This window comes from Derxia lacustris, assembly GCF_002105195.1.
GTDB lineage: Bacteria > Pseudomonadota > Gammaproteobacteria > Burkholderiales > Burkholderiaceae_E > Derxia > Derxia lacustris.
Genome location: NZ_MUHU01000025.1, coordinates 261,860 through 286,722 on the forward strand (window position 1 = coordinate 261,860; position 24,863 = coordinate 286,722).

Sequence of the window (24,863 nt, forward strand, 5' to 3'; positions counted from 1 at the left end):
CGCGCGGCCCGGGGTGATGCAGGCCGGCACGCGCGACGGGGGCGGCGGTGCGCCGGAATGACGCAGTGCGGCAAGGCGCGGGGGCTGACGGCGGAGGCGGGTTGGCGCGGTGCAGCGCCGCGCGCCGGCTCAGTCGCGGCCGAGGCCCAGGCGCCGCACCAGCCGGTGGAAGTTGCCGCGATCCATGCCGGCCTCGCGCGCGGCGGCAGCCAGGTTGCCGGCGTGGCGCGCGAGCGCGGCGGCGATCCAGTCGCGCTGGAAGGCGTCGGTGGCGGCGCGCAGGCCGGCGGGTGCGGCGGGTGCGCCGTCGCCCGAGCCGGCAGGCGCCGCTTCCGTAGCGACGCCTGTCGCGCGCAACGCGCCAGCTGTGACCGGCGCGTCCGCGCTCTCGGCGGCGGCATCCAGCCCCAGATGCGCCGGCTCGATCCCGATCCACCTTGCGCGCCGCCCCTGCTCGGCCAGCGCCCGCAGCGCGGCGCGCGCCACCGCATGCTCCAGCTCGCGCACATTGCCCGGCCAGTCGCGGCCGAGCAGGGCCTCGCGCGCCGCCGCGCCGAGCCGGAAATTGCGCGCGCCGAGCCGGTGCTGGTTCTCCTCCAGAAAGGCATTGGCCAGCGCGATCACGTCGCGGCCGCGCTCGCGCAGCGGCGGCACGCTGAGCGGGAACACCGCCAGCCGGTGATACAGGTCGGCGCGGAAATGCCCGGCCGCCACCTCGGCGCGCAGGTCGCGGTTGGTGGCGGCGATCACCCGCACGTCCACGCGGCGCGGATGGTCGCTGCCCAGGCGCTGCACCTCGCCGCTTTGCAGCGCGCGCAGCAGCTTGGCCTGCACCGCCGGCGGCAGCTCGCCCACCTCGTCGAGGAACAGCGTGCCGCCATCGGCCAGCTCGAAGCGGCCGCTGCGGTCGGCGACCGCGCCGGTAAACGCGCCCTTGCGATGGCCGAACAGCTCGCTCTCGGCCAGCGTCTCGGGCAGCGCGGCGCAATTGAGCTGCACCAGCGGCCGGTCGCGCCGCGCCGAGCGCGCGTGCAGCTCGCGCGCCACCAGCTCCTTGCCCGCGCCGGTCTCGCCCTGCACCAGTACCGTCAGGTCGGACGCGGCCACGGTGGCGATCTCGGCGCGCAGCCGGCGCAGCGCGGCGCTGCTGCCGACCAGTTCGCGCCGGTCGGCGGCATTGCCAAGGCTGCGCGCGACTTCGCCGGCCCGTTCGGCGCGCTCGGCCAGCCGCTCGATGGCCAGCGCCGCGTCGATGCCCGACTCGACCAGCGCGACCAGCGCGCGCAGCCGGTCGGCCGGCACCGCGTCGAAGGCGCCCGGCGTGAGCGCATCGAGCGTGACCACGCCCCACAGCCGCCCGCCCGCGCGCAGCGGCGCGCCGAGGCAGTCGTGCACCGGCAGCAGCGCCGGCTGGTCGGCGATCAGGCCGTCATAGGGATCGGGCAGCGCGGTGTCGGGCGCAAACCGCCACGGGCCGCGCGCCGCCAGCAGCGTGGCCAGCCGCGGGTGATCGGCCACGGCAAAGCGGCGCGCCAGCGTCTCCTCGGCCAGCCCGTCGATGGCCGCCGGCACCAGCGCGTCGCCGTCCAGCCGCAGCAGCGCGGCGGCATCGCAATCGACCAGCCGGCGCACGGCGGCGAGCAGATCGCGGTAGCGCGCGGCCGAATCTGTGGCCGGGTCGGCAATCGCTCCGCCGGACGCGGCCGGGATGGGCAAAAAGTCATCGTTCGATGTCATCGGCACAACCCAGGATGTTGTTTGAACAACCTCCCGCATGTTGTCACAAGCACATCAATAGCGCGATTTCAACGCGCAATCAGTCACTTGGCGCATGGCACGGCGCTTGAGACCTTGCGGGGCCATCTTCAGGAGCCCCTCATGCCCAGCCAACAGACCATCGACCTCGTCAAGGCCACCGTGCCCGCGCTGCGCGCGCATGGCGAAGCCATCACCACGCACTTCTACCAATCGATGTTCCGCGACTTTCCGGCGGTGAAAGCCTTCTTCAACCAGGCGCACCAGGCCAACGGCAGCCAGCCGCGCGCGCTGGCCGGCGCGGTGCTGGCCTATGCGGCGCACATCGACCGGCTGGAGGAAATCGCGCCTGCGCTGCCGGCCATCATCCAGAAGCATGTCTCGCTCGGCATCGCGCCCGAGCACTACCCGATCGTCGGCCAGTGCCTGCTGCGCGCGATCCGCGAAGTGCTCGGCGAAGCCGCCACCGACGACATCCTCGCCGCCTGGGCCGAGGCCTATGGCGAGCTGGCCGCGCTGCTGATCGCGGCCGAGGAAAAGGTCTATGCCGACACCGCCGCGCAACCCGGCGGCTGGCGCGGCACCCGGCGCTTTGTCGTGGCCCGGCGGGTGCGCGAGAGCGACGAAATCCTGTCGCTGCATCTGCGGCCGGAAGACGGCGGCGCCCTGCCCGCCTGGCTGCCGGGCCAGTACATCGCGCTGGTGCTCGACATCGGCGGCGCGACGCTGCGGCGCAATTACTCGCTGTCGGCGGCGCCGGGCGGCGACGGGCTGCGCATCAGCGTCAAGCGGCAGGCGGGCGGCGTGGCGTCCAACTGGCTGCACGACCAGGCGGTGGAAGGCACGGTGCTGGCCGTGACGCCGCCGGCCGGCGAATTCACGCTGGCCGAGGGCAGCCGGCCGCTGCTGTTCATCACGGCGGGCGTCGGCATCACGCCCGCGCTGGCGATGCTGGAGGCGGCCGCGCCGGCCGGCCGGCGCATCGGCTTCGTGCATGCGGCGCGCACGCCGGCGGTGGCGGCCTTTCGCGCGCGCATCGAGGCGATCGCCGCCGCGCATGCGGGCGTGACGCCGCGCTTTCGCTACAGCGCGACGGCGGCCGACGCGCCCGAGCACGGCCGCATCGACGCCGCCGCGCTGGCCGGGCTGCTGCCGGCCGACGGCGCGGTCGATGTCTACCTGCTCGGCCCGGCGCCGTTCATGCGCGAGATGCTCGGGCTGCTCGACACGCTGGGCGTGGCGCGCGAGCGGGTGCGGGTCGAGTTCTTCGGGCCGAAGGAGGCGCTGGCGGGCTGAGCCGGCGCGGCGGCGGCGGGCGCTTGTGTGCGGCGCAGCACACAGGCGCGCATCGCCACCGGCGACGGGCCCGGCGCTGCGACTCTCATCAACGGCAGTTCTCCTGCGTAGGCGTACTTCCTACACGCACCGGATTGCGCCGCCGAAGCACCGCTAACCGTCCCATCGGTGCGGAGCAGCACGGGCCACGATTCGGTCTCGCAGTCGCCCCGAATGAAGGAGAAGTGATGACCGCCCCGTTCAACCAGCCCGAGTGGGCCGAGCATGTAGCCGACAGCTGCCGCACGCTCGACGCTTACGACAGCGGTCGCAAGCCCATGAATGCGGATGACTACCGCCATGTGGCCGCCAAGCTCGAAGCCCTGGTGCGCCAGGTGCGCACGCCGCAAACGCTTTACCTGCCGAGCGCCGCCTACCGCCACGCCGCCGAGAACGTCTACTTCGAGGCCAACCGCCGCCTGCTCGAACCGCGCCGGCTGGCCCTGCGCGCCGCCGCCGAAGCCCAGGTGCTGGACGCGCTGCAACGCACGCTCAAGCTGCGCAAGGCCGACTGAGGCCAGCCGGCCGCGCGCACCGCCCAGGCAACGCAGCAACGCGCCGCTCCGGCCTGCCGGACGGCGCGTTCTTGTTTGCGGCCGCCGACCGTCGCCGGCAACACGCCGGCAACGCGCGCGGAACACTGCCCGCCCACCCTCGCCCGGACCTGAACTCCCGGCCCGAGGCTCTCCATGCACAACCGCCCGTCCCCGCTCCGCCCGCAAGACGCCGCCGACCCCGGCCCGCCGGCCCGACTCTCGCGCCGCAGCGCGCTGGCCTTTCTGGGCGCGAGCACGCTGGCCGCCGGCTGCGGCGGCGGTGGCAGCGACGGCAGCTCGACCTCGACCGGCTCGACCACGACCACCACCACCCTCTCGGCCGACGCCAGCCTGGCGGCATTGGCGCTGTCGTCGGGCACGCTGTCGCCGGCCTTTGCGGCCGCCACCACCGCCTACAGCGTGGCGGTCGGCGACACGGTCACCAGCGTCACCGTCACGCCCACGGTCAATGCCAGCGGTGCCACGGTGAAGGTGAACGGAACCACGGTGGCCAGCGGCAGCGCCTCGGCCGCGATTGCGCTGGCGAGCGGCAGCAACAGCATCGCCGTGCTGGTGACGGCCGCCGACGGCAGCACGACGCGCAGCTACGGCCTGACCGTGACGCGCGCCACCACCACCGCGTCGAGCTGCGCGCTGATCCCGACCGAGACCCAGGGGCCGTATCCGCTGCTGGCCATCCTGAGCAACAGCGCCATCGTGCGCAGCGACATCACCGAGTCGAAGACCGGCGTGCCGCTGACCCTGCGCATCACGCTGGAGAACGTGAACAACAACTGCGCGCCGCTCAGCAACGTGGCGGTCTACATCTGGCATTGCGACAAGGACGGCGTGTACTCGGGCTATGCCCAGACCAGCGGCAGCAACACCGTCGGCCAGACCTTTCTGCGCGGCGTGCAGACCACCGACAGCAACGGCCAGGTCGAATTCACCACCATTTATCCGGGCTGGTATGCGGGCCGCATCACCCACATCCACATGCAGGCCTATCTGGCCGGCAATCTGGGCGGCACGGCGGTGGTCACGACGCAGTTCGCGTTTCCGCTCGACATCACGGCGGCGGTCTATGCCAGCACGCTGTACGCGAGCCACGGCCAGAACACCAGCGTGACCAGCTTCGCCGCCGACAACGTGTTCAGCGACGGCACCACGCGCGAAATGCTCACGCTCAGCGGCGATGTGACGAGCGGCTTCGTGGCGACGATCACGGCGGGGATTGCGGTGTGAATGGCGCCGGGCCGGGTCGCGCCCGGGCCGGCGGCTGGCGCCGGACGCCCTCGCCCACCCTCACCTCGAAGCTCACCCCGCGCCCGCCCAGCCCCGGGCCGACGCGGATCTGCCCGCCCAGCCGCTGCACCGCCTGCCGCACGATGGCCAGCCCCAGCCCCGAGCCGCTCGCGCGCGCATCGCGCCCGCGCTGAAAGCGCTCGAACAGCCGGGCCTGTTCCTGCGGCGCGATGCCGGGACCGTCGTCGGCGACGCCGAGCACCCAGGCCGCGTCGCCGGCGGGCGCCGCCAGGCTCACCAGCACCTGCGCGCCGTCGGGCACGTAGCGCAGCGCATTGCCGACCAGGTTGTCGAGGATCGAGTGCAGGACGGCGGGCTCGACGGCCGCCATCAGCCGGTCCGGCGAATCGAGCGCCAGTTCGATGTCGCGCGCCTGGGCCAGCGGCGCCACGCCGGCCAGATGCTGCTGCACCAGCGCCACCAGATCGACCAGCGCGGCGGCCGCGGCCGGGCTGGCGTCGTCGAGCGCGGCCAGGGTCAGCAGCTGATGCACCAGATGCGCGCTGCGCTCGACCGCGCGGTCGAGCGCGGCCTGGGCCCGGGCGCGTTCGGCGGCGTCGGCGGCATGCGCGAGTGCATGCGCTTGCGCGCCGATCACCGCGAGCGGCGTGCGCAGCTCATGGGCGGCGTCCTGCACCAGCTGGCGCTCGCGCTGAAGGCTGGCGCGGACGCGGGCCAGCAGCGCCTCGAACGCGCTGCCGAGCGGTTGCAGCTCGGCATAGCGCAGGTCGAGCGCCAGCGGACGCGGATCGTCGGGCGAGCGCGCGCGCATCTGCTCGACGAAGCCGTGCAGCGGCCGCAGTCCGCGCACCACCGCCCACCACAGCGGCAGCATCACGATGGGCAGCGCGATGAGATAGGGCAGCAGCAGATCGGCGCCGAGCCAGCGCAGCAGCGTGGTTTCGGGCGGCGCCGGTTCGTAGAGGGTGAGCTGCCAGTCGGCCGTGCGGTGGCTGGCCACCCAGTAGCGCGTGCCGGCCCAGGCGAGGATGGCGCTGGCATCGGGCGCGGCGCTGGCGGGCGGGGTGTCGGGGCTTTCGTAGAGCGGCGCGGCGGCGGGGGCGGCAGCAGTGGCCCGCTCCAGCCGCAGCCGCACCTCGCCCAGCCCCAGGCCCGACTCCTGGCGCAGCAGATGCAGCTGGCGGTCGGCGGCGCGCACCACGGCGATGGCGGCCTGCGCGTCGGCCGGGGTTGCGCCGGCGGGCAGGCTCAGCGCCATCGCGCGGGTCACGCCGGGCAGGGCGCGCGCGCCGGCGTCGCCGGTTTGCAGGTCGAGCCAGTCGATGGCCAGCAGCACGACGAAGCTCAGGCTCACCGCCAGCGTCAGCGCCAGCAGCACGCGCCGGGTGAGCGAGGGTTGGCGCAGCCGGCGCCAGCGCCCGGCCGGCTCAGTCATGCACGACCCACTGGTAGCCCACGCCGCGCACGGTGCGGATGCGGCTCGCGCCGACCTTGCGCCGCAGATTGGACAGATGGACCTCGATGGTGGCCGGATCGACCGGATCGCCGAGCGGCTCCAGCCGCTGGCCGAGCAGGCTCTTGGAGACCAGCGCGCCGGGCTCGCGCGCAAGTTCGAGCAGCAGCCGGAATTCGCGCGCCGACAGTTCCAGCGCCACGCCGCCGAGCCAGGCCTCATGGCTGCGCGGCGCGATGCGCAGATCGCCGAGCGTCCAGTCGTCGCTGGCCTGACGCGCGCAGCGCCGGTGCAGCGCCCACAGCCGCGAGATCAGCTCCGGCAGCGCGAACGGCTTGACCAGATAGTCGTCGGCGCCGCTGTCGAGCCCGGCCAGCCGCTCGTCGAGCCCGCCGCGCGCGGTAATCACGATCACCGGCACGTCGTTGCGCCGGGCGCGCCAGCGCCGCAGCAGGGTCAGGCCTTCGCCGTCCGGCAGGCTCAGGTCGAGCAGCACGGCGTCGAAAGGCTCGCGGTCGAGCGCCAGCGCGTCGCCGAGCCGGCGCACCCAGACGCAGCTGAAGCCCTGCGGTTGCAGTGCGGACAGCAGGGCCGGTCCCAGGTCGATGTCGTCTTCGATGATGAGCAGATGCATGGCGGCGACTCTAGCGCCGGCTGCCTTTGGCTTTGCCAAAGGTTGGCGCCAGCAGGATGCGGCCGTCCTCCACTCCCGGCCGGCATCGACTGCACGGCCTCCCTCCCGATGACTGCTGTTCCTTCGAATCCGGCGCTGCCGCTGCGCTGGCGGCGCGCCTGTCTGGCCGGCCTTGCGGCCCTGTTGTCGGCCTGCGCCAGCGCGCCCGCGCCGGCCGACAAGTCGATTGCCGGACCGGGTGGCGCGCCGGTGGCGGTGTCCATCGAGCGCCCCGCCGTCGCCACCGGCCCGGTGGTGGTGCTGCAAAGCGGCCTCGGCGATGGCCGCGCGCCCTGGGCCACGGTCGCGCAGCAGCTTGCGGCGCGGCACACGGTGTTCAGCTACGACCGGCCCGGCTATGGCGACAGCGCCAGCGTGGCCGGCCCGCGCGATCCGTGCAGCGTGGCGGCCGAACTGCACCAGCTGTTGCAGAGCGCCGGCCTGCCGCCGCCCTATCTGCTGGTCGGCCATTCGCTCGGCGGGCTGTATCAGCACGCGTTTGCACGCCTGTATCCGCAGGACGTGGCCGGCGTGCTGCTGCTCGATCCGACCCATCCCGACCATCTGGTCAGCCTCAAGGCCACGTCGCCGGCGCTGGCCGGCACGGTGCAGGTGATGCGCTCAGTGCTGTTCGGCGCCGCCGCGCGGCGCGAGTTCGACGATCAGGCGATCTGCCGCGAGCGCCTGATCGGCCCGCCGCCGCAGCCGCTGCCCACGCGCCTGCTGGTCTCGACCCGGCGCGCGCCGCTCGAGGAAGGCGCCTTCGCCGACATGCTCGACCGCCTGCGCGACGACTGGCTGCTGCTCACCGGCGCCGCCCGCGTCGAGCGCGTGCCCGACGCCGGCCACTACCTGCAAACCGACCAGCCGGCGCGCGTTGTCGCCGCCATCGATGCGCTGGCCAGCCCCAAGCCTTCCCCCACCGGAGCCGTGAAATGAACCCGTCCTCGATCGGCGCGCCTGCGCTCTCACGCCGCAAGTTCCTGCAAACCGCGCTCGCGGTCGGCCTCGGCGCGGCCAGCCTCGCCGCCTGTGGCGGTGGCGACGATGCCGCGCCCGCCAGCCCGCCCACCGCCGACGCGGCGCGCCGGGCGGTGACGCAAGGCCTGGTCGGCGTCGCCATGGGCTGGCGCGAGCCCGGCATCCAGCAGCTGAGCGTCGCCGGCCTGCGCAACCTCGGCGGCCAGCCGCTGCGCTCGGACGACCTGCTCTATCTCGGCTCCAACGGCAAGGCCATGACCGCGATGACGATTGCCCGGCTGGTCGAGCAGGGCCGGCTGGGCTGGCAATGGCGCATCGCCGATGTGCTGCCGACCCTCGCCGCCGCCATGCGCGCCGACTACGCCAACGTGACCCTCGCGCAATGGCTCGACCATCTGGGCGGCGTGGTTCCGCTCACCGGCAGCGGCGACGACGAGGAACGCCTGCTGGCCGACGTGGCCGCCGATCCCGAGCCGCTGCCCGACGGCCTGCACGACCGGCGCCTGTACGTGGCGCGCTGGACGCTGCAACAGCCGCCGGTCGACGGCATCGTGCCGGGCCGCGACTACGCCTATTCCAACGCCGGCTATCTGATCGCCGCCCTCATGGCCGAAGCCGTCACCGGCCAGGAATTCGAGGCGCTGCTGCAAGCCAATCTGGTCGAGCCGCTCGGTCTGCGCCTGAGCTGGGCGCCGTTCTCGGCGCTCGCGCCCGAGGCGCCGCACGGCTACGAAGGCGCCTCGCCCACGACCCTGGCCTGGCCCGACGAGAGCGATCCGCTCTACGCAATCCTTCAGCAGGTACTGGCGCCGGCCGGCTACTGGGCCTGCACCGCCGACAGCTATGCGCACTGGATCGACACCCTGCTCAAGGCGCTGCGCGGCGAGCCGACCGCCCTGCCCGCCGGCGCCGTCGCGCGGCTGCGCAGCCTGCCCTCGGGCAGCTATGCGCTCGGCTGGCTGGCGCAGCAGCTGCCCGGCGTGACGGTGCTGGCGCACACCGGCCATGTCGACGGCTTCATGACCGAGGCGGTGCTCGACCGGGCCGGCAGCTGGGCCGGCTTTGGCCTGACCAACACCGCCTGGTCCGATCCGGCCGACGGCAGCAGCTGGGTGATGACAACCCTCGACAAGGAGATCGCAGCGCTGGCCCGGGCGCGCGGCAAGCTGCCGCCGACCGCCGCCCGGTTCGACGCGATGCCATCGCTTGCATGAGCGGCGCCGGCCGGGCGCCCGCCGCCAGCGCCCGCCAACCGCCCTTCCATCGGCCGCCGCCGCCTGCCGCCGCCTAGAACATCGGCCAGCAACCGCCTAGGACTTTTTCCGCGAATGAAGAAGGCGTAGAACCCGATCCAGCTTCATTTCTGTTTGGTTTCTCACACTTCCAAGTTCGGGCGAGACACGATGGCCACGATCACAGGCACGGCATACAGCGACACCCTCACCGGCGGCGCCGGCAACGACAGCATCACCGGGCTCGGTGGCTACGACTCGATCACCGGCGGCCTGGGTGCCGACACCATCGACGGCGGCATCGGCAACGACACCATCGACGGCGGCGAAGGCAACGACACCCTGATCGGCGGCGCCGACAGCGACCAGCTCACCGGCGGCGCCGGCGCCGACCGCTTCGTGCTCGGCGAGGGCTACAGCAACGTCATCACCGACTTCACGCTCGGCACCGACGTGCTCGACGTGTCGGCGCTCGGCATCAGCGACTACGCCACGCTGCAACGCCTGCTCAGCTTCGACAACAGCGGCAATGTCGTCTTCAGCCTCTACAACGCCGGCAGTTGGTACAACACGACCTTCACCGGCCTGTGGTCGAGCGACTTCGGCACCGGCAAGGTGGTGCTCGACACCGCCAACAGCGCCGACGCGCTGAACGGCACCGGCTATGGCGAGACCCTGGTCTCGGGCCGCGGCAACGACACCATCACCGCCGGCGACGGCAACGACCAGCTGTTCGGCGAGGCCGGCAACGATGTGCTCTACGGCGGCTCGGGCACGCCGGCCAACGAGACCGGCGGCGGCTACGACCTGCTGGTGGGCGGCGCCGGCAACGACAAGCTCTACGGCGGTGGCGGCGACGACACGCTCGAAGGCGGCATCGGCACCGACACGCTCGAAGGCGGCCGCGGCGACGACAACTACCTCGGCGGCGACGGTGCCGACGTGTTCGTGCTCAACGTGGAAAGCGCCAGCGAGACCGACCACATCGTCGACTTCAGCGCGGCCGAGGGCGATGTGCTCGACCTGCGCGCCACCGGCATCGGCGACTTCGCCACGCTGCAACGGCTGATCGGCAACAGCGAGAGCGCCACCTCGTTCAGCTACCGCCTGAACGGCTACACCCACACGCTCACGCTCGACGGGCTGGCGGTGGCCGGCCTGACGCCGGCCAATGTGCTGCTCAACAGCGCGACCGGCTCCGACGGCGTGCTCGGCAGCGGCTATGGCGACGACCTGTTCGGCGGCCTGGGCAACGACACGCTGACCGGCAGCGACGGCAACGACCAGCTGTTCGGCGAGGCCGGCAACGATGTGCTGTTCGGCGGCTCGGCCTCGCCGCTGAACGAGAACTACGGCGGCTATGACCTGCTGGTGGGCGGCGCCGGCGCCGACAAGCTCTATGGCGGCGGCGGCAACGACACGCTCGAAGGCGGCATCGGCAACGACACGCTCGACGGCGGCTTTGGCGACGACAGCTTCACCGGCGGTGCCGGCGCCGACGTGTTCGCCTATCGCGTCAGCGACGGCGGCAGCGACACCGTGCTCGACTTCTCGCTCGCCGACGGCGACCGCATCGACGTGAGCGCGCTCGGCGTCAGCGACTTTGCGAGCCTGCAACGGCTGGCCGGCACCGCCTACTACAACTACGGCAACACGCTCACCGTGGCGACCGGCGGCACCACCTCCTACCTCACGCTCAGCGGCGTCACCTTCGGCGAGCTGACCGCCGCCAGCTTTGTCTTCAGCACCGCCACCGGCAGCGACAACGTGCTGGGCAGCGGCTATGACGATGCGCTGTTCGCCGGCCTGGGCAACGACACCGTCACCGGCAGCGACGGCAACGACAAGCTGTTCGGCGAGGGCGGCAACGACGTGATCTTCGGCGGCTCGGCCAGCACCGCCGGCGAGGCCTACGGCGGCTACGACCTGCTGGTCGGCGGCGCCGGCAACGACAAGCTCTACGGCGGCGGCGGGCAGGACACGCTCGAAGGCGGCATCGGCACCGACACGCTCGACGGCGGCCTCGGCAACGACACGCTCACCGGCGGCGCCGGCGCCGACCGCTTCATCGTGCGCGACGAGGGCGATTACGAGACCAACACCGTCACCGACTTCAGCGTCGCCGACGGCGACCGGCTCGACGTGAGCGCGCTCGGCATCTCCGACTTCGACACCGTGCAGCGGCTGTTCAGCAGCACCGCCTCGGGCACCTCGTTTTCCAGCCACGGCGGCAGCGATACCAACACCTTCCTGCTCAGCGGCGTCGATGCCGCCACGCTGACCGAGGCCAACTTCGTGTTCGCCACCAGCGGCGCGAGCAGCGCCGTCAACGGCAGCGGCTATGCCGACGACCTGTTCGGCGGCCTCGGCAACGACACCCTCACCGGCGGCGACGGCGCCGACCGCCTGTTCGGCGAGACCGGCAACGATGTGCTCTACGGCGGCACCGCCAGCCACACCGTCGATACCTACGACGGCTACGACTTTCTGTACGGCGGCGCCGGCAACGACAAGCTCTACGGCGGCGGCGGGCAGGACACGCTCGAAGGCGGCAGCGGCGACGACACGCTCCAGGGCGACGCCGGCAACGACACCCTGCTCGGCGGCGACGGCATCGATCTGGCCTCGTATGCCGACGAGACGGTGGCGATCCGCGTCAACCTCAACGTGGGCTATGCCTATCGCGGCAGCAACAGCTATGCCGAAGACCGGCTGGTCGGCATCGAGGGCGCCATCGGCACCACGGCCGCCGACCGGCTGGTCGGCAATGCCGGCGACAACGCCTTCTTCGGCGGCGCCGGCAACGATGTGCTGATCGGCGCCGAAGGCAATGACGTGCTCAACGGCGGCGCCGGCGACGACAGCCTGAGCGGCGGCGACGGCCTGGACGTGGCGAGCTACACGCAATCGAGCGGCGCGGTGGTGGTCAACCTCGCGGCGGCGGCCAATCAGGTGACCGGCGGCGACGGCAAGGACACGCTGTTCTCCATCGAGGGCGTGTACGGCAGCGCGCTCGGCGACAAGCTGACCGGCAACACCCAGGCCAATGTGCTGGCCGGCTTCCTGGGCAACGACACGCTCGCCGGCGGCGGCGGCGCCGACACGCTCACCGGCGGCGGCGGCAACGACAGCCTGACCGGCGGCGCCGGCGCCGACCAGTTCGTGTTCGACAGCCTGACCGGCAGCGACCGCATCGCCGACTTTGCGACCGGCACCGACAAGATCGTCTTCGACGCCTCGGTCTGGGGTCTGGGCAATGGCGATGCGACGGTGGACGGCGCGGTGGCGGTGGCCGGCCCGGGCGGGTTTGCCAAGACCGCCGAGCTGGTGCTGGTGACCGACAGCTTTGCCGGCAGCATCACCAGCGCCAGTCTGGCGGCAGCGGCCATCGGCAGCGCCAGCAGCGCCTATGCCGTCGGCGACGAGCGCATCTTCATCGTCAACAACGGCAGCCAGAGCGCGGTGTGGGAATTCCATGCCGACAACGCCAATGCGGCGGTGGCCGCCAGCGAGCTGACCCTGGTGACGCTGGTGCTCAATACCGAGACGACGGCAATCGGCGACTACCAGTTCGTGTGACGCCGGCCGCGCCGCCGGTCGTCGCGCAGTCCTGCGTGCGACCGGCGGCGGTGGCATGACTCCGGCCAGCGCGGGCGCGCCCGCGCCCCTTCACGGAGACGGCCCATGGCACGCATCGTCGGCAGCAGCGGCAACGACACACTCAACGGCAGCGACGGCGACGACAGCATCGACGGCGGCGCCGGCAACGACCGCATCAGCGGCCGCTACGGCGCCGACTGGATCGTCGGCGGCCCGGGCGACGACTGGATCTACGGCGGCAAGTTCGGTGGCGACACGGTCGATTCCAGCGCCGCGCCCGGCGCGGTGGTCATCAATCTGCTGGCCGGCCGCAGCTCGGGCGCCGACGGGCACGACACGCTGATCGACATCGAGAACGCCGTCGGCAGCGCCTTTGCCGACCGGCTGGTCGGCAGCGACGGCAACAATCTGCTGGCGGGCGGCGCCGGTCACGACACGCTGCTGGGCGGTGCCGGCCACGACACGCTGCGCGGCGGGCCGGGCAACGACAGCCTGGACGGCGGCGGCAACGAGCTGAATCTGGGCTACAACCCGCCCGGCACCGGCGGCGACTGGCTCGATCTGGGCGATGCGACGGCAGCGGTGGTGGTGAACCTGGCCAGCGGCCGCGCCATCGGCGGTGCCGGCAACGACAGCTTCAGCGCCATCGAGAATGTGTCCGGCAGCGCCTTCGCCGACCGGCTCACCGGCGACGCCGGCGCCAACTATCTGCACGGCGGCGCCGGTGCCGACACGCTCGAAGGCGGCGCCGGCAGCGATGTGCTCAGCGGCGGCCTCGGCGACGATCTGCTCGTGTGCCACGACGGCCTCGACTGGGCCTCGTATGCGTTTGCCGGCGGCGCGGTGGTCATCGCGCTGGCCAGCGGCAGCGCCAGCGGCGCCGACGGCAACGACCGGCTGATCGGCTTCGACAACGCGCTCGGCAGCGCCTTTGCCGACAGCATCACCGGCGACGGCAATGCCAACCTGCTCGACGGCGGCGCCGGCAACGACACGCTCGGCGGCGGGCGCGGCGACGACTCGCTGCGCGGCGGCGCCGGCGACGACCGGCTGCTCGGCGGCACCGGCAACGACTGGGCGCTGTTCGACGACGGCTTCCTCAATGTGGTGGCCTCGCTCGCGACCGGGCTGGCCAGCGGCTATGCGATCGGCAACGACACGCTGGTGTCGATCGAGAACCTGCGCGGCGGCGACTACAACGACCGTCTGACCGGCGACGCCGGCGCCAACATCCTGGTCGGCGGCGGCGGCTACGACACGCTTGAAGGCGGCGCCGGCGACGACACGCTCGACGGCGGCGACTTCCCCGACATGCTCGACGGCGGCGCCGGCAGCGACAGCGTGAGCTATGCCGCCCGGTCCGGCGCGGTGCAGGTGGTGCTCGGCCTGAAGTACGCCAACGACAACTACGGCGCCCGGCTCGACACGCTGATCTCGATCGAGAACGCCGCCGGCAGCGGCTTCGACGACCGCCTGCTCGGCAGCAGCGCCGCCAACCGGCTCGACGGCGCGGCCGGCAACGACACGCTCGACGGCCGCGACGGCGACGACACCCTCGGCGGCGGCGCCGGCGACGACAGCCTGATCGGCGGCAGCGGCGCCGACCGGTTCGTGTTCGACAGCCCGACCGGCAGCGACCGCGTCGCCGACTTTGCGAGCGGCAGCGACAGGCTCGTCTTCGACGCCTCGGCCTGGGGTCTGGGCAATGGCGATGCGACGGTGGACGGCGCGGTGGCCGTGGCCGGGCCGGGCGGGTTTGCCGCCAGCGCCGAGCTGGTGCTGGTGACGGCGGACCTTGCCGGCAGCATTGCCAGCGCCAGTGCGGCGGCGACCGCCATCGGCAGCGCCAGCGGCGCCTATGCGGTCGGCGCCGCGCGCCTGTTCGTGCTGGACGACGGCGCGCAGACGGCGGTGTGGGCCTTCCACGCCGCCGATGGCGATGCGGCGGTATCGGCCGGCGAGTTGGCGCTGGTGACGCTGCTGCTCAATACCGGCAGCACGGCGCTGGGGGATTACCAGTTCATCTGATGACGCAGTTCCGGGCCAAACCGGTCCGGCTTGCCGCATGCCGCCGCAAGGCTGGCAAGCATTTCGCCCCGCAGGCACGACCAACCCGGGCGCGACCGACCGCGCCCATCACGCGGGAGCTTCGAAATGGCCACACGCATCACCGGCAGCAGCGGCAATGACACCCTCACCGGGATTTCCGGCAACGACACGCTCGACGGCGGCCTCGGCGACGACCTGCTGATCGGCTCGACCTCGCGCCACGAGACCGCCGACTACAGCAGCGCAACCGGCGCCGTGGCGGTGAATCTGCGCTACGGGATCAGCTCCGGCGCCGCAGGACATGACACGCTCACCGCCATCGACAACCTGATCGGCAGCGGCTTTAGCGACCGGCTGACCGGCGACGCGGGACGCAATCTGCTCGTGGGCGGCGCCGGCCGCGACCAGCTCCATGGAGAAGCCGGCGCCGACACGCTGCGCGGCGGCAGCGACGCCGACCTGCTCGACGGCGGCACGGACAACGACACCGCCGACTATGCCGACGCGGGCAGCGCCGTCGTCGTCAACCTCGTCAGCGGCCATGCCACCGGCGGCGGCGGCAACGACACGCTCGTGTCGATCGAGAACGTGATCGGCACCGCCTTCGACGACCGCATCACCGGCGACGGCCGCTCCAACGTGCTCGACGGCGGTGCCGGCAACGACACCCTGGTGGCCGGCGGGTCGAGCAATTCCTGGCTATACAACGAGGACCTGATCGGCGGCGCCGGCGACGATCTGCTGATCGGCGGCGGCGCTGCGCGTGCCCGCTACGACGGCGCCGGCGCCGCCGTCCAGGTCGATCTGTCCGCCGGCACCAGCTCCGGCGGCGACGGCAACGACCGGCTGCGCAACATCGACAATGTGCTGGGCAGCCAGTACGGCGACTCGCTGCGCGGCAATGCCGACTACAACTGGCTGATCGGCGGCGGCGGCAACGACAGCCTGATCGGCGGCGGCGGCAACGATGACCTCGACGGTGGCGCCGGCAACGACAGCCTCGACGGCGGCACGGGTCGCGACTGGCTCTACGCCGGCGCCGGCAACGACACCCTGCGCGGCGGCCGCGACAAGGACACCCTCTACGGCGACGACGGCGACGACAGCCTCGACGGCGGCAGCGGCTACGACGATCTCGACGGCGGAGACGGCAACGACAGCCTCGACGGCGGCGCCAACGCGGACACGCTCAGGGGCGGCGGTGGCGACGACAGCCTGACCGGGGGCAACGGCAACGACTGGTTCACGGACTACAGCGAATACGACACCGGCAACGACACGCTGAGCGGCGGCAACGGCAATGACACATTCATGGGTGGCGACGGCAACGACCGGATCGATGGCGGCGACGGCAACGACTGGCTGATCTTCAGCTATGGGTCAGGCGAGGCCGTCACCGCGTCGCTCGCCGCCGGCACGGCCACGTTCGGCGCCACGTCGAGCTTCACGCTCAGCTCGATCGAGAACCTGGGCGGCACCGGAAAAAGCGACCGGCTGACCGGCGACCGCGGCGACAACCAGCTCGAGGGCAGCAGCGGCGACGACACGATCCTGGGCGGCGACGGGAACGACACGCTGGCCGGCGAGTCCGGTGCCGACGTGCTCTACGGCGGCGCCGGGGCCGATCGATTCCAGATGCCGGCGTCCTCGTATGCCTACAGCGACCGCATCGCCGATTTCGCGTCGAGCGTCGATCACATCGCGATCGAAAGCACAGGCTGGTTCTACAGCGTAGGCAATGCCGACGCGACGATCGACAACGCGAGCGTCGCGACGACGACTGGCGGCTTCTCCAAGGCGGCCGAGCTGGTGATCTTCACCAACGACTTTGCCGGCAGCGCCGAGCCTTACGTTTCGAACGGCGCCGTCGCCAGCGCCATCGGCAGCGCCGACGCCGCCTATGCCGTCGGCGACAGCCGCATCTTCGTCATCGACAACGGCAGCGACACGACGGTCTGGGCGTTCCACGCCCGCGACGCCGACGCCAACGTCGAAGCCAACGAGCTCGACCTGCTTGCGCTCCTGACCGGCGTGACCGACACCGCGCTCGGCGACTACCAGTTCATCTGAGCGCGGCCGCCCTCACACCAGCGTCAGCGTCACGTCGATGTTGCCGCGCGTGGCGTTGGAGTACGGGCAGACGATGTGGGCCGCGTCGACCAGCTTCTGCGCCACTTCGCGGTCCACGCCCGGCAGCGAGATCGCCAGCTCGGCCTGGATGCCGAAGCCGGTCGGCAGCGGGCCGATGCCGACCTTGCCGGTGATGCTCACGTCGGCCGGCACGGCGATCTTGTCGCGCGCGGCCACGAACTTGAGCGCGCCCAGAAAGCAGGCCGAATAGCCGGCCGCGAACAGCTGCTCGGGATTGGTGCCGGCGCCGTTGCCGCCCATTTCCTTGGGCAGCGCGAGGCTCACTTCCAGCTTGCCGTCGCTGCTGACGGCCTTGCCATCGCGGCCGCCGGTGGCAGTGGCCTGGGCGGTGTAGAGGACTTTTTCGAGGGACATGACGGGCTCCTTGGGGAACGGGGCGGCGGGATCGGTCCGCGCTGCCGGTTTAAGTAGACAACGATTTAATCGTACACAACTTAATTTGTGACTGCGGCCGGATTTGTATCCGTTCGTGGCAAGAGCCCGGCCTCAGCCGGCGCGCTGCAACTGCGTGCGCAGCGCTTCGAGCTGCGTCTTGAGGCTGAGCAGTTCATCCATCCCGCAGCCCGAGGCGGCCAGCACGCCGGCCGGCACCGCGCCGGCGCGCGTGCGCAGCGCCTGGCCGGCGGCGGTCAGGCCGACCAGCACCCGGCGCTCGTCGGCCGGGTCGCGGCTGCGCGCGATGAGACCGGCGCCCTCCAGCCGCTTGAGCAGCGGCGTGAGCGTGGCCGAGTCGAGGAACAGCCGCTCGCCCAGCTCGCCCACGCCGAGGCCGTCGCGCTCCCACAGCAGCAGCATCACCAGATATTGCGGATAGGTCAGGCCCAGATCGGCCAGCAGCGGGCGGTAGGCCTTGGTCATGGCCAGGCTGGTGGAATAGAGCGCAAAGCAGAGCTGGCGGTCGAGCCGCAGGGCATCGGCGGCGAGTTGGGCGGCATCGGGATTCATGCGGCGAGTTTGAGGTTGGACGCGATTTCATCGCAAGCGATGCAATCCTGCCGTGTGATCGCCTGCCGTTGAACGGCATTCACTGCTCGCGCCCCACCTTTCATCGGCCCCACTTGTTAAATGTGAAAACATCACATTAAATGCACTCCACGGACGGCGGCGCGGCATGGTGCGGCCCGCCCAACCCGGGCGCCCACGGCGGCGCCCCACCCATCCCCGAGGAGAGAGCCATGGGTCTGAAGCGCGGCGGTCATGACGATGTGAATCACGAGATCAACCACATTCGCGGCGGCAGGGGCGCCGACGACATTGCCGGCACCGTCGGCGACGACAGCGTGACCGGCGGCGCCGGCCATGACCTCATCCACACCGGCGCGGGCGACGACAGCATCGACGGCGGTTCGGGCAACGACCGCATCTCGGCCGGTGCCGGCAATGACGACATCGCCGGCGGCAGCGGCAACGACCGCCTCGACGCGGGCGCCGGCGACGACCGGCTGGCCGGCGGCAGCGGCCGCGATGTGCTCACCGGCGGCGCCGGCGACGACACCTTCGTGTTCAGCGATGCCAGCGGCGCCGACCGCATCACCGACTTCACCAGCGGCGGCGACAAGATCAGCCTGGCCGCCACCGTGCTCGGCATCGGCAACGGCGATGCGGTGATCGACAACGCGGTGGCGGTCGCCGGCCCGGGCGGCTTCACGGTCGATGCCGAACTGGTCATCGTGGAAGGCGACGTGGCCGCCGGCCGCATCGAGAAGGCGACGGTCGCGGCCGGCGCCATCGGCAGCGCGGATTCGGCCTATGCGGTCGGCGACACCCGCGTCTTCGTCATCGACGACGGCGTGCACAGCGCGGTCTGGCTGTTCGAGGCCGGCAATGCCGATGCGGTGGTCGACGCGAGCGAACTGACGCTGCTGGCCGATGTGCACGGCTCGGCCAGCACGGCGCTGGGCGACTACGTGTTTGCCTGATGCCCCGGCCGACTCGCCGGCCTCAGCTTGTGGCGGGGCATGCCGTAGCCGTTGACGAGATCCCTTCAAGCGCCCCGCGTCGGTGGCGCCAGATCGCGCCAACGAGGAAAAACACATGACCCGCAGCACCATCCAGCGCCAGGAAGTCGACACGGAAGACGACAGCGTCGACGGCGGCAGCAGCAACGACACGCTGCACGGCGGCAACGGCAACGACACGCTCGACGGCGGCGAAGGCGACGACAGCCTCGACGGCGGCGCCGGCAACGACCGCTTCGAGGGCGGCCACGGCAACGACACCTTCTCGGGCGGCAGCGGCCGCGACACGGTCAGCTACCGAACCGCCAGCGGCGGCGTGCATGCCGACCTGAGCGACAGCCTGCATTTCCGCTCGATCGAGGATGTCGACGGCGGCGACAGCGACGACGACATCGGCGGCAGCGCCGGCAACAACAATCTGCGCGGCGAGGCCGGCGACGACCACCTCGACGGCCGCGACGGCAACGACAGCCTCGACGGCGGCATCGGCGACGACGTGATCGACGGCGGCGCCGGCAACGATTCGCTGACCGGCGGCGACGGCATCGATACCGCCAGCTATGCCGGCGCGACCGGCGCCGTGAGCGTCAGCCTGGCCAGCGGCCGGGCCTCGGGCGCCGAGGGCAGCGACACGCTCGCCGGCTTCGAGAACGCGGAAGGCGGCGGCAGCGACGACAGGCTCACCGGCGACACCGGCGCCAACGACCTGAGCGGCAATGCCGGCAGCGACACGCTGGCCGGCGGCAACGGCGACGACAGCCTCGACGGCGGCGCCGGCGACGACCGGCTCGACGGCGGCAGCGGCTTCGACACCGCCGACTACCGCGCCGCCGACGGCGCGGTCACGGTCGATCTGGCGCATCGCCATGCCAGCGGCGGTGGCGGCAGCGACAGCCTGATCTCGGTCGAGGGCGTGGACGGCAGCGCCTTCGACGACAGCGTGGACGGCAGCAAGGGCGGCGATGCGCTGCTCGGCGAAGGCGGCGACGACGACCTCGACGGCGCCGGCGGCAACGACAGCCTCGACGGCGGCAGCGGCGACGACACCGTGGCCGGCGGCGCGGGCAACGACAGCCTGGCCGGCGGCGACGGCAGCGACGATCTGCTCGGCGGGGCCGGCAACGACAGCATCGACGGCGGCGCCGGCAGCGACACGGTCGACTACGGCGACGCGCGCGGCACGGTGCGCATCGACCTGGGCGCCGGCACTGCCAGCGGCGCGGCCGGCAGCGATGTGCTGCTGTCGATCGAGAACGCCGACGGCGGACGCGGCAACGACAGCCTCACCGGCAGCGGCGACGACAACGCCCTGGCCGGCGGCGGCGGCAACGACAACCTCAACGGCGGCGCCGGCCAGGACGCGCTCGAAGGCGACGCCGGCAACGACACGCTGGCCGGCGGCAACGGCGACGACAGCCTGGACGGCGGTGCCGGCCGCGATGTGCTGAGCGGCGGCACCGGGCTCGACGACTTCGTCTTCGACGACGCCGGCGCGGCCGACCGCATCGCCGACTTCACGACCGGCAGCGACGGCATCACGCTCGGCGCGACGGTGTTCGGCGTGGGCAATGGCGATGCGGTCATCGACGGCGGCGTGACGGTCGCCGGGCCGGGCGGCTTCTCGGTCGATGCCGAGCTGGTCATCGTGCAGGGCGACGCCAGCGGCCGCATCGAGAAGGCATCGGTCGCGGCCGGCGCCATCGGCAGCGCCGACTCGGCCTATGCGGCCGGCGATGTGCGCGTGTTCGTGGTTGACAACGGCGTGCACAGCGCGGTCTGGCTGTTCGAGTCGGGCGCCGACGATGCGACGGTGGACGCGAACGAGCTGAGCCTGATCGCGGTGGTGGACGGCTCGGCCGCCACGGCGCTGGGGGATTACGTGTTTGCCTGAGGCGGCGGCAGGCGCAGCCCGGCGGCGTCGGTCAGAATCGGCCCGATCGCCGCCCACCGGCGGCCCGTGCCGGCACCCGTTCGCGGGGTGCCGGCACGGGCCGCGCTCGCTTCGGTTCCTGCCCATGAGCTTCTTCTCCCTTTACCGCCACGGCTTTGCGCGCGTGGCCGCGTGCAGCAATCCCGCCCGGCTCGCCGATCCGGCCGCCAATGCCGATGCCGTCGCGCGGCTGGCCCAGGCCTGCGACCGCGACGGCGTGGCGCTGGCCGTCTTCCCCGAGCTGGCGCTGTCGGGCTATGCCATCGACGACCTGCTGTTGCAGGACGTGCTGCTCGACGCGGTCGAGGCCGCCATCGACACGCTGGTCGCCGCCTCGGCGCACTGGCGCCCGCTGCTGCTGGTCGGCGCGCCGCTGCGCCACGGCCACCGGCTGTACAACTGCGCGGTCGCCATCCAGCGCGGCCAGCTGCTCGGCGTGGTGCCGAAGACCTATCTGCCCAACTACCGCGAGTTCTACGAGAAGCGGCATTTCGCGTCGGGCGCCGGCGTGGCGGGGCAGACGATTGCGGTCGGCGCACGCAGCGTGCCCTTCGGCACCGACCTGATGTTTGCCGCCGCCGACCTGCCCGGCTTTGTGGTGCACGCCGAAATCTGCGAGGACGTGTGGGTGCCGGTGCCGCCGAGCGCGCTGGCCGCGCTGGCCGGCGCCACCGTGCTGGCCAATCTGTCGGCCAGCAACATCACCATCGGCAAGAGCGACACGCGCCGGCTGCTGTGCAAGTCGCATTCGCTGCGCTGCGCAGCGGCCTATCTGTACTCGGCGGCCGGCCTCGGTGAATCGACGACCGACCTGGCCTGGGACGGTCAGGTGAGCATCTACGAGAACGGCGAGGTGCTGGCCGAGAGCACGCGCTTCCCGACCGGCGACCAGATCGCGACCGCCGACATCGACCTCGACCTGCTGCGCCAGGAGCGCGCGCGCATGGGCAGCTTCGACGACAACGCGCGGACGCTGGGCGCGGCGGGCCTCGGCGCCGCGACGCAGCCGGGCGGCGTTGCCGGGCCGGCGGGCAGCGCCGCCGCCGGCTGGCGCCGCATCGCCTTCACCCTTGCGCCGCCGGCCGACGACCTCGGCCTGCGCCGCCACATCGAGCGCTTTCCCTTCGTGCCGGCCGATCCGGCACGGCTCGCCACCGACTGCTACGAGGCCTACAACATCCAGGTCGCGGGCCTGGTGCAGCGACTGCGCGCAACCGGCTTGAAGAAGGTGGTGATCGGCGTCTCGGGCGGACTTGACTCGACCCATGCGCTGATCGTCACCGCGCGCGCGCTGGACCTGCTCGGCCTGCCGCGCGCCAACATCCACGCCTACACCCTGCCCGGCTTCGCCACCGGCGCCGCGTCCAAGGGCTATGCCTGGGCGCTGATGAAGGGCCTCGGCACCACGCATGCCGAGATCGACATCCGCCCGGCCGCGCTGCGCATGCTGGAGGACATCGGCCATCCCTACGCCGCCGGCGCGGCGCACTACGACCTCAGCTTCGAGAATGTGCAGGCCGGCCTGCGCACCGACTACCTGTTCCGGCTCGCCGGCCAGCTCGGCGGCATCGTCATCGGCACCGGCGACTTGTCGGAGCTGGCGCTCGGCTGGTGCACCTACGGCGTGGGCGACCAGATGGCGCACTACAACGTGAACGCCGGCGTGCCCAAGACGCTGATCCAGCACCTGATCCGCTGGGTGATCGACGACGGCCAGTTCGACGCAGCCACCTGCGCCACGCTGGCCGACGTGGCCGGCAGCGTGATCTCGCCCGAGCTGATCCCGGCCGGCGAAGGCGACGCGCCGCAAAGCACCGAAGCCAAGATCGGGCCCTACGAGTTGCAGGACTTCAACCTGTACTTCTTCGCGCGCTTCGGCTTTCGGCCGTCGAAGATCGCGTTCATGGCGCATCACGCATGGAGCGACAGGACGCGCGGGGCCTGGCCGCCGGGCTTTCCGGAGGACAAGCGCAATGCCTATTCGCTGGAGGAGATCGGCGGCTGGCTGCGGTTGTTCATCGGGCGGTTCTTTGCCAACCAGTTCAAGCGGACTGCGATGCCGAACGGGCCGAAGGTGAGCGCGGGCGGGGCGCTGTCGCCGCGCGGCGACTGGCGGATGCCTAGCGATGCGTCGGCTGCGGCCTGGCTTGCGGAGCTTGAGGCGGCGCTGCGGGAGCTTTGATTGACGTTGCTGGCGTTGCGCGGGGTTGGGCCGCCGGGCGCCGACGCGAGCGGCCGCCGCTGAACGCGGCGGCTGCCCTTCGCTCCGGCGCCAGACGCCGGCCGGTCCGCCAACTCGCGCCCCTTGTGGGGCGCTCAAACATGCGGACCTGAACGCCTGCGGCGTTCGCCGGCGGCTGGCGCCTGCGCTCGGCGCTCACGACGGCGCCCGGCGGCCCAACCCCGCGCAACGCCTTTTCGGTTCAGAGGGCGGTGGGCGTCCGCGGGCGGACGCCTGCTGCTTCAAGTGCTTCGCTTGCTCGGCTCGGCTCGGCTCGGCTCGGCTCGGCTCGGCAACCAGCCTGACAGCACCACCTCACCCAAGCCCCCACAACCCCGAGCGACGCGCCAGCGAGCCGCCAACTCTTCGCACCCTCAGCCGCGCAGCGGCCAGCCCGCTCGGAACCGAAAAGCGGCTGGGCGGGTGGCGGGCGGGGCGCTCATTCGTGAGCGCCGAGCGCAGGTGGCAGGCGCCGGTGAACGCCGCAGGCGTTCAGGTCCGCATGTCTGAAGCCCCGAAGGGGCTGAGTTGGCGGACCGGCCGGCGCCTGCTGCCGGAGCGAAGGGCAGCCGCCGCGTCCAGCGGCGGCCGCTCGCGTTTGAGCGCCCCGCCCGCCACCCGCCAAGCCGCAGCAACCTCGACTAAACGAGCCTGACCCGCACCAGCTCCGACTTCACAAACGCATACACGACCGGCGCCGCCACCAGCCCGCCAATCCCCCACACCGCCTCGAACGCCAGCATCGCCGCCAGCAGCTCCCAGGCATGCGCATGCACCCGCCCGCCGATGATCCGCGCGTTCAGGAAGTACTCCAGCTTGTGGATGAAGATCAGATAGCCGAGCGACGCCGCCGCCGTCACCGGGTGGTGCGTCAGCGCCACCAGCACGATGGCCGTGTTGCTGATGAGATTGCCCGCCACCGGGATCAGCCCGATCACGAAGGTGAAGACGATCAGCGTCTTGAGCAGCGGCAGCTGCACGCCGAACAGCGGCAGGATCGCCACCAGATAGATCGAGGTCAGCGTGGTGTTGATGGCCGAGATGCGGATCTGCGCAAAGATCACGTTGCGGAAGGCGCTGCCGAAGGCGCGCAGGCTGTGCTGGAGCGCGCTGGCCAGCGGCCCGCCGCGAAAGTCGCCCGAGGCTTCGCGCAGCGACACCATCGCGCCGACGATCATCCCGATCAGCAGATGCACCACCAGCATCCCGGCGCTGCGGCCGGCCAGTTGCAGCTCGGCGGCATGGCTGCGCAGCAGCTCGGCGCCGCGCTCGCGCAGCTCGTCGAGGCCGTCGGGCAGATAGCCGGCCCATTGCTCGGGCAGCGCGTCGCGTACCTGATCGAGCACCTCGGCGCTGCGCGAGATCACGTCGGCCATCGCCGGCCCGCGCGCAAACGCGATCAGCCCGAGCCCGGCCGCCACCAGCGCGCCGACCACCACCGTGGTCATGCCGCCGATCACGATCACCTTGCGCCGGCCGCGTCGCTGCTGCGGTCCGTGGCGCGCCAGCAGATGCACCAGCTCATGCACCAGACAGCCGGCAAACAGCGCCGCCAGCAGATGGAAATGCAGCACGAAGGCCAGTCCGGCCAGCGAAAGCCCGAAGCCGATGGCCTCGCAGCGCGTGAAACCGACCTTGCCGTCCGGCGACACTGCGGCTTGCTCGACAGGAATCATGAATGCGACCGAAAGCGCCTCGAAGGCAGGGCCGCCATGGTAGTGCC

General features: G+C 72.0%; 17 protein-coding genes. 11 read left to right on the forward strand and 6 right to left on the reverse strand.

The genetic code is table 11. The features are described 5' to 3' along the window. Positions 1–129: 129 nt before the first annotated feature. Positions 130–1,737 carry a nitric oxide reductase transcriptional regulator NorR gene (norR, locus tag B9P64_RS17175; RefSeq protein WP_085317230.1) on the reverse strand — a complete coding sequence of 536 codons (1,608 nt, stop codon included), beginning with the start codon at positions 1,735–1,737 and terminating at the stop codon, positions 130–132. A 141-nt stretch (positions 1,738–1,878) separates the two neighbouring features. Here norR and hmpA point away from each other — a divergent pair, with 141 nt between their 5' ends. From hmpA to B9P64_RS17190, 3 genes are all read left to right on the forward strand, one after another. Next, positions 1,879–3,051 carry an NO-inducible flavohemoprotein gene (gene hmpA / locus B9P64_RS17180; protein ID WP_085317231.1) on the forward strand — a complete coding sequence of 391 codons (1,173 nt, stop codon included), beginning with the start codon at positions 1,879–1,881 and terminating at the stop codon, positions 3,049–3,051. 227 nt (positions 3,052–3,278) lie between these two features. Continuing rightward, entirely contained in the window at positions 3,279–3,605 is a 327-nt protein-coding gene (locus tag B9P64_RS17185) for a hypothetical protein (RefSeq protein WP_085317232.1), read from the forward strand. A gap of 174 nt (positions 3,606–3,779) precedes the next feature. Then, the gene (locus tag B9P64_RS17190; protein WP_085317233.1) at positions 3,780–4,871 is read left to right on the forward strand and encodes a cadherin-like beta sandwich domain-containing protein; all 1,092 of its coding nucleotides are present in this window, start codon (positions 3,780–3,782) and stop codon (positions 4,869–4,871) included. Here B9P64_RS17190 and B9P64_RS17195 read toward each other — a convergent pair. Both B9P64_RS17195 and B9P64_RS17200 read right to left on the reverse strand, forming a co-directional pair. Next, positions 4,849–6,327: an ATP-binding protein gene (locus tag B9P64_RS17195; protein ID WP_085317234.1), complete on the reverse strand. Its 1,479-nt coding sequence runs from the start codon at positions 6,325–6,327 to the stop codon at positions 4,849–4,851. The two genes, B9P64_RS17190 and B9P64_RS17195, sit on opposite strands and share 23 nt — an antisense overlap. Then, a complete protein-coding gene (locus tag B9P64_RS17200; RefSeq protein ID WP_085317235.1) occupies positions 6,320–6,979 on the reverse strand; it encodes a response regulator in 660 nt (219 codons plus the stop codon). The genes B9P64_RS17195 and B9P64_RS17200 overlap by 8 nt, the downstream gene beginning before the upstream one ends. 108 nt (positions 6,980–7,087) lie before the next feature. On the opposite strand from B9P64_RS17200, the gene B9P64_RS17205 reads away from it, so the two are divergent. The 5 genes from B9P64_RS17205 to B9P64_RS17225 all read left to right on the forward strand — a co-directional run bounded on the left by B9P64_RS17205 (position 7,088) and on the right by B9P64_RS17225 (position 16,950). Continuing rightward, entirely contained in the window at positions 7,088–7,957 is an 870-nt protein-coding gene (locus B9P64_RS17205) for an alpha/beta fold hydrolase (protein WP_176256863.1), read from the forward strand. Beyond that, positions 7,954–9,213: a serine hydrolase domain-containing protein gene (locus B9P64_RS17210; protein WP_085317237.1), complete on the forward strand. Its 1,260-nt coding sequence runs from the start codon at positions 7,954–7,956 to the stop codon at positions 9,211–9,213. Before B9P64_RS17205 ends, B9P64_RS17210 begins: the two co-directional genes overlap by 4 nt. A gap of 189 nt (positions 9,214–9,402) precedes the next feature. Continuing rightward, positions 9,403–12,810, forward strand: a complete 3,408-nt coding sequence (locus B9P64_RS28135) for a beta strand repeat-containing protein (RefSeq protein WP_085317238.1) — start codon at positions 9,403–9,405, stop codon at positions 12,808–12,810. Positions 12,811–12,915: 105 nt separating this feature from the next. Further along, the gene (locus B9P64_RS29905; RefSeq protein WP_085317239.1) at positions 12,916–14,859 is read left to right on the forward strand and encodes a calcium-binding protein; all 1,944 of its coding nucleotides are present in this window, start codon (positions 12,916–12,918) and stop codon (positions 14,857–14,859) included. Positions 14,860–14,985: 126 nt separating this feature from the next. Next, positions 14,986–16,950, forward strand: a complete 1,965-nt coding sequence (locus B9P64_RS17225) for a calcium-binding protein (protein ID WP_085317240.1) — start codon at positions 14,986–14,988, stop codon at positions 16,948–16,950. 12 nt (positions 16,951–16,962) lie between these two features. On the opposite strand, the gene B9P64_RS17230 is transcribed toward B9P64_RS17225, so the two are convergent. Together B9P64_RS17230 and B9P64_RS17235 are read right to left on the reverse strand one after the other, a co-directional pair. Continuing rightward, positions 16,963–17,385 (reverse strand): organic hydroperoxide resistance protein, encoded by a 423-nt coding sequence (locus B9P64_RS17230; RefSeq protein WP_085317241.1) that lies wholly within the window; start codon positions 17,383–17,385, stop codon positions 16,963–16,965. Positions 17,386–17,517: 132 nt separating this feature from the next. Then, the gene (locus B9P64_RS17235) at positions 17,518–17,976 is read right to left on the reverse strand and encodes a MarR family winged helix-turn-helix transcriptional regulator (RefSeq protein ID WP_085317242.1); all 459 of its coding nucleotides are present in this window, start codon (positions 17,974–17,976) and stop codon (positions 17,518–17,520) included. Positions 17,977–18,206: 230 nt separating this feature from the next. On the opposite strand from B9P64_RS17235, the gene B9P64_RS17240 reads away from it, so the two are divergent. The 3 genes from B9P64_RS17240 (at position 18,207) to B9P64_RS17250 (ending at position 23,101) form a co-directional block, all read left to right on the forward strand. Next, positions 18,207–18,950 (forward strand): calcium-binding protein, encoded by a 744-nt coding sequence (locus B9P64_RS17240; protein ID WP_176256864.1) that lies wholly within the window; start codon positions 18,207–18,209, stop codon positions 18,948–18,950. Positions 18,951–19,065: 115 nt separating this feature from the next. After that, the gene (locus tag B9P64_RS24560; protein WP_139826359.1) at positions 19,066–20,880 is read left to right on the forward strand and encodes a calcium-binding protein; all 1,815 of its coding nucleotides are present in this window, start codon (positions 19,066–19,068) and stop codon (positions 20,878–20,880) included. Positions 20,881–21,004: 124 nt separating this feature from the next. Beyond that, positions 21,005–23,101 (forward strand): NAD(+) synthase, encoded by a 2,097-nt coding sequence (locus B9P64_RS17250; RefSeq protein WP_085317244.1) that lies wholly within the window; start codon positions 21,005–21,007, stop codon positions 23,099–23,101. A 680-nt stretch (positions 23,102–23,781) separates the two neighbouring features. Here the strand turns inward: B9P64_RS17250 and B9P64_RS17255 are convergent. Then, entirely contained in the window at positions 23,782–24,816 is a 1,035-nt protein-coding gene (locus tag B9P64_RS17255) for an AI-2E family transporter (protein WP_085317245.1), read from the reverse strand. Positions 24,817–24,863: the final 47 nt, after the last annotated feature.

Bases quoted from the DNA above. Each gene is read 5' to 3' on its own strand.
- norR (WP_085317230.1), bottom strand. From the start codon at position 1,737: ATGACATCGAACGATGACTTTTTGCCCATCCCGGCCGCGTCCGGCGGA.
- hmpA (WP_085317231.1), top strand. From the start codon at position 1,879: ATGCCCAGCCAACAGACCATCGACCTCGTCAAGGCCACCGTGCCCGCG.
- B9P64_RS17185 (WP_085317232.1), top strand. From the start codon at position 3,279: ATGACCGCCCCGTTCAACCAGCCCGAGTGGGCCGAGCATGTAGCCGAC.
- B9P64_RS17190 (WP_085317233.1), top strand. From the start codon at position 3,780: ATGCACAACCGCCCGTCCCCGCTCCGCCCGCAAGACGCCGCCGACCCC.
- B9P64_RS17195 (WP_085317234.1), bottom strand. From the start codon at position 6,327: ATGACTGAGCCGGCCGGGCGCTGGCGCCGGCTGCGCCAACCCTCGCTC.
- B9P64_RS17200 (WP_085317235.1), bottom strand. From the start codon at position 6,979: ATGCATCTGCTCATCATCGAAGACGACATCGACCTGGGACCGGCCCTG.
- B9P64_RS17205 (WP_176256863.1), top strand. From the start codon at position 7,088: ATGACTGCTGTTCCTTCGAATCCGGCGCTGCCGCTGCGCTGGCGGCGC.
- B9P64_RS17210 (WP_085317237.1), top strand. From the start codon at position 7,954: ATGAACCCGTCCTCGATCGGCGCGCCTGCGCTCTCACGCCGCAAGTTC.
- B9P64_RS28135 (WP_085317238.1), top strand. From the start codon at position 9,403: ATGGCCACGATCACAGGCACGGCATACAGCGACACCCTCACCGGCGGC.
- B9P64_RS29905 (WP_085317239.1), top strand. From the start codon at position 12,916: ATGGCACGCATCGTCGGCAGCAGCGGCAACGACACACTCAACGGCAGC.
- B9P64_RS17225 (WP_085317240.1), top strand. From the start codon at position 14,986: ATGGCCACACGCATCACCGGCAGCAGCGGCAATGACACCCTCACCGGG.
- B9P64_RS17230 (WP_085317241.1), bottom strand. From the start codon at position 17,385: ATGTCCCTCGAAAAAGTCCTCTACACCGCCCAGGCCACTGCCACCGGC.
- B9P64_RS17235 (WP_085317242.1), bottom strand. From the start codon at position 17,976: ATGAATCCCGATGCCGCCCAACTCGCCGCCGATGCCCTGCGGCTCGAC.
- B9P64_RS17240 (WP_176256864.1), top strand. From the start codon at position 18,207: ATGGGTCTGAAGCGCGGCGGTCATGACGATGTGAATCACGAGATCAAC.
- B9P64_RS24560 (WP_139826359.1), top strand. From the start codon at position 19,066: ATGACCCGCAGCACCATCCAGCGCCAGGAAGTCGACACGGAAGACGAC.
- B9P64_RS17250 (WP_085317244.1), top strand. From the start codon at position 21,005: ATGAGCTTCTTCTCCCTTTACCGCCACGGCTTTGCGCGCGTGGCCGCG.
- B9P64_RS17255 (WP_085317245.1), bottom strand. From the start codon at position 24,816: ATGATTCCTGTCGAGCAAGCCGCAGTGTCGCCGGACGGCAAGGTCGGT.